Genomic DNA, 4,583 nt, shown 5'->3' with positions numbered 1-4,583 from the left:
ATCCATTTAATTCCCTCCCTAAAATTAAGGGCGGAATTCTAATGCTTTTTATTCAAACTACAAGCTCATGTGCGTAACATAAGTTATTGAAATTAAAAGTATTTAATCCTGCGTTGATCTACGGTTCTGAACCAGAACAGTCTCCCAGAGCAATGATCCTCGGCGATAACATGACGGAATCAATGTTTACAAATGGGCAGTACGAAGACATCTATTCCGCTTATCGTTATGCTGAAGAAGAGGTTTTACCCTGGATAGAACGTAATGGCTTGGCTGCTTTAACTCCTGAACTTTTTGAGCAATGGATATTAAGTATTCATCAACGAATGGGAAAAACCCTTTTGACCCTTTGTGACGATCTTCGAAGTGGTGAGTATGCCAAAACAATTAACGTTATTTGTCATTATGATGCCGGCATGATACAACAATTATGCCTGCATATGGCCGGAATACTTAAGCCTAAATTATCTGATGCACAATTTTTGCAAAATTTGGTAAGTCAAAACAAAGAGCTGGATATCAGGGACGCTACGATTTTTTTATCTATTTTACAACGACTAGCCAAAGATCGTACTGCACCTATTCATCCTGCTTTGCTATCAAGAGTGTCAGCACAGCTCCCCTTTGACGACTTTAATCGTGCATTACATAGGCTGGCTACTGCCTGGCATGAGAATTTGTTATCAGCGGATGAACGTCGGGTAGTAGAAAAAATCGTTTTGTTTACTGCTTATCCGGATCACATACCGCAAAACATGCGACTTTTTTGTGAAACTATGCTGGAACAATGGAAGCAACTCGATGGTAGTAATCTGGAGGCAGTGAGTGCGTTTTGTGCTGATCTTTTCTATCGTTTTACGCATATTCATCCATTTCCCAATGGAAACGGGCGAACAGCAGCAGAATTAAACAATATCGTACTTAGAAGCATTCATCTTCCTGATATCATGATGCGTAAACCTGATGATGCTAAATCCATTTCCAGCAGCTATTCAAAAGCTATTGCCTGTATAGAAAAAGACAGAAGACCTCTAGCGGCACATATACACCAATGCATCACTGAGGCTCAAACCAAACCTTTTTCATCTCCTCTTTTGCAACGGTTAATCGAATCACGAATGGCTATTCATCGTGTTGCAACGGAGATAAAAGCCATTAAACCAGGCTATAATCTGGATAGGCTTCCCCTGATTGTTCAGCAAAAAAATCCCATGCTCGTATTTATGGATCCTTCAAACAAAGAGCATGCCATTATAGCATGTCAGTTGTTGTTATCGGTTTCTACTGAGGTATTGACGCAGTTAAAAAAAGAAGCCGAGATAAAGCCCGTTACAAGCAGTTCTGCACCTTCTTTATTCTTTGCAAAGCCAGCCTTGGATAATCTTGCCTTGAAGCAGGGAATGGAGCATTTAACTGGAGCCAAAGACTGGAAAATTAATTCTAAAGGTGACCTAAGCATGTGGCGGTATTGTGCATCTGAAGCTGAAGCTCATCAGATTGTTACTGGTCTTAAACAGCTACAATGTTGTGATGCGACCGTGCGAACCACATCAGGGGAGGGAAAGAAAATTGTATTATGTACCCAGTTAAAGGTCGATCACATCATTAATGCAACCCAGGCACAAGCAGCATGCAGTTATTAACTGCAGATTAAATGGATTTATTTTATCTATTGAAAATAAGAAGCACTTTTGGCTCCATCATAAACAAGGGGAGGGATACCCACGTTCATGATGGTGCTGTATTTGGTGCAAAAAAGTGAACAGTTTTTTTTCTTTGTTAATAGGCGTATTTTCAGGATTGATGAAGGCAGTAAAAATAATAACTTATTGAAGCAACAGCGGTAGTTTTAACCTATTCAAAAAACTCGAACGCTCCTCACAATCTCAGCTTGCCTCGAGTGATGATTTTGTGTTTTAACCCAGCATTTTAATAATCTGTTAACATTGACTGTTTATAATAAGAGCATTGTACTTATAAAGCGAGTGTCTCGCTCGCATGTAGGAATGAAAATGCCTGATTTAAATGTAACAGTTTCTGAGTGGAATGATGCCAAAGAGTATTTCAATGATAAGCGATCTGGAACGAAACTTAGTCGTAAAGTAAGGTCTGGAATTGAGCATTCCTTCATCAAAATAAACGATACAGTGTATTGTTTGGCTAATACAAAAAAAGCATCAGGCAGCAATAGCCCCCAAGACCATGTCATCGAGCAGGGAGCTATGTCAACGGTAAAATATGCTCATGACGAACATGGAAACATGTATATCATCAAAATAACTAAAAATTCAATACTCGACTTGTCTAAGAAGGAAATAGCGATTTTAAAGGATTTATCAATAAGCGAGGGCGGTGTGGTCAGGCGTGACAGCAGTAAAATGTATATCGCAGTGAAGTATCTTGGAAAAAACCTTGAGGTATTTCTGGCAACAGAATCTGCGAACCTAAGCGAAGAACAACGCCTTGACATAGCAGCAAAATTTACCTACCAAGTCTATCAATTACATCATGGAAAGTTATCCTTAAGTAAACAAGGCTATGCACACCATGACATTAAGCCTGATAATGTGGTTATTAGCGAAAAAGGGGATGTTCGGTTAATCGATTTTGGACTTGCATCCCATACTCCTTTCAGGAAAAGTGCCGTAATGACAGGAGCCTCGCTTTTCACGGCTTACGCTCCAGGCGAAACACTTACTGCGGCGGAATTGGATACTGTAGCTTTAAAACGTTCTCTCTTTCTTCCACAAGAAATGTACTGCATTAGAGGGTTCGTATCCCTTAGCGAACAATACGTTACAAAAAATATTCGTTTACTGACCAAAGAGTTGCTAACCAAGTATCATCTTGTTGAGTTTATAGATACCCACTCAGCGCTTAATGATATTCCTGATTATAGTACCCAGGTTATGGATCCACTGGTTATTTGTGCTGCCTTGATCAACGCAAAAGAACAACTCGGTTTTCAGCCTGATGAGTTAAAAAACAATAAGTTGTTATGTCATGTAATTGTTGGGGTTAATTTTAGTAGCTTCTCACATGAGCTCAAGGAGATTATTGCTAAACCTGAACTGTATCCTTTGGCAGCAGCTTTGCATAGTGGCCATTCGCTGGAGCGCTTTGCTGAATTAAAAAAAGATGAGTCATTTTGTAAGGTACTTGCTGAAGCACAAGATGAATCCACAGCCTTCGTTCTTTTAAAATTGAAAGATATTGATAGGCTCAATCTAAGCCCGTTGATTCTGCAGACATTGCCCGCAGCTCAATTGTCAGCGCAATTCTTCAAAGATAACAGACCCAAATTAGCTTTACAGTTTCTTGAGCAATATAACGAAAATCTGCAAAAAGAGTTAGTCTTTGCCATGCAAAATGATTTAAGTCGGCGTTACGATGAGATTCTTAGTCAACCCGACTTGGTAGATGCTTTGGCGTCCTTACCCCAAGACCTGGACCGGAGCGTACTAGTTACTTTAATGAAAGATAATCAAATCAGCAGTCAGCATCTCATTACATACTGCACTAACCCAGACAAACGTGAGGCGGTCGAAATTTTATTGAAAAGTAACATATCGCATCCGTATTTTTTAACAGATTCAAAAAAACAGCAATTAATTCTTCAGATTCTGGTTGGTAAAGAGTACGAAACACTAATGATTAAGTTCAGGGAATTATCTTTGAAAAAAGACTACCTCTATGAAATTATTGGTTCAAAAAAAATGTGTGAGGCTGCGATCATATTATTTAAGACACAAACTGTATCAAAACAAATGTTTTTGGATCTTCTTGTCTTTAAAGATAATGCCAATATCATCATAACGCTCGCAAAAAAAAATTTATTGGAACTTATACCGCTGTTGTTTGAAAAGTCGGTAGGTCTCTATAAAATGAAAATACTACTGTCCTTACTTGAGCCTGAATTTAATGCACCAGAAGAAATGCTGTTAAACGAATATGTGCGAAATATCATGATGAATATCCATTCTCATGAGACTAGGAAAAAATTGGTTATTCTTTATAAGCATGGTTTATTGACTGAAAAAAAATATCCAATTTTGCGTAATAAAATGGAATTTATCGATCAAGTTATAACAACTATTGGGGCTGGTTTTGGTAATAGTATTAACGATAACACGTTGAGCAGTGAGACTCTTTCAGTTCAGGATTTTTTGTTCAATCTGGCGGATACGAATTGTGATGCTCTGAAGAGTATGTTGCCTAAGTTTAAAGGTGATTATCAGTTCATGTGTTCATTGATTCTCAGGAATTCTGCAGCGTTTCATTGTGCTGCTGAAGAACTTAAATTAAATCATGAGTTTCTAAAAGATGTGGCCAAAATTAGTTACGGTATTATTGATTCTTTTCTTAATAGATTACCAGGTTCGGGTGAGGTCACAAAACAGATTGACCGTACTGTACTGCATTATGATTTTGCCAATTATAAGAACTGCCGATTTCATTTATTTGCGGCCAAAATTGACGCACAAAAATATCCGAAGTATCAAGAGAAAAAAGGTGATGTATTAAAAACAGAGATTTTAAAAAATTTCAAAAAGTCATTAGAAGGAAAAAATAAAACCGAAATT

The 4,583-nt window shown here is 38.0% G+C and carries 2 protein-coding genes; both read left to right on the top strand.

Features of this window, described 5'->3' with window-relative positions; genetic code table 11:
- Positions 1-86: 86 nt before the first annotated feature.
- Positions 87-1,643, top strand: coding sequence for a Fic family protein (locus Lwor_RS11320; protein WP_058493978.1), 1,557 nt, complete (start codon positions 87-89; stop codon positions 1,641-1,643).
- Positions 1,644-2,012: 369 nt separating this feature from the next.
- Positions 2,013-4,583 (top strand): protein kinase domain-containing protein (locus Lwor_RS11315; RefSeq protein ID WP_193786619.1); only part of this gene is annotated, 2,571 nt, incomplete at its 3' end.

Origin of the sequence: Legionella worsleiensis (genome assembly GCF_001467535.1) — a bacterium.
Taxonomy (GTDB): domain Bacteria; phylum Pseudomonadota; class Gammaproteobacteria; order Legionellales; family Legionellaceae; genus Legionella; species Legionella worsleiensis.
Note: the sequence above shows the minus strand (reverse complement) of the source record. Positions and strands in the feature narration are given on the sequence as shown.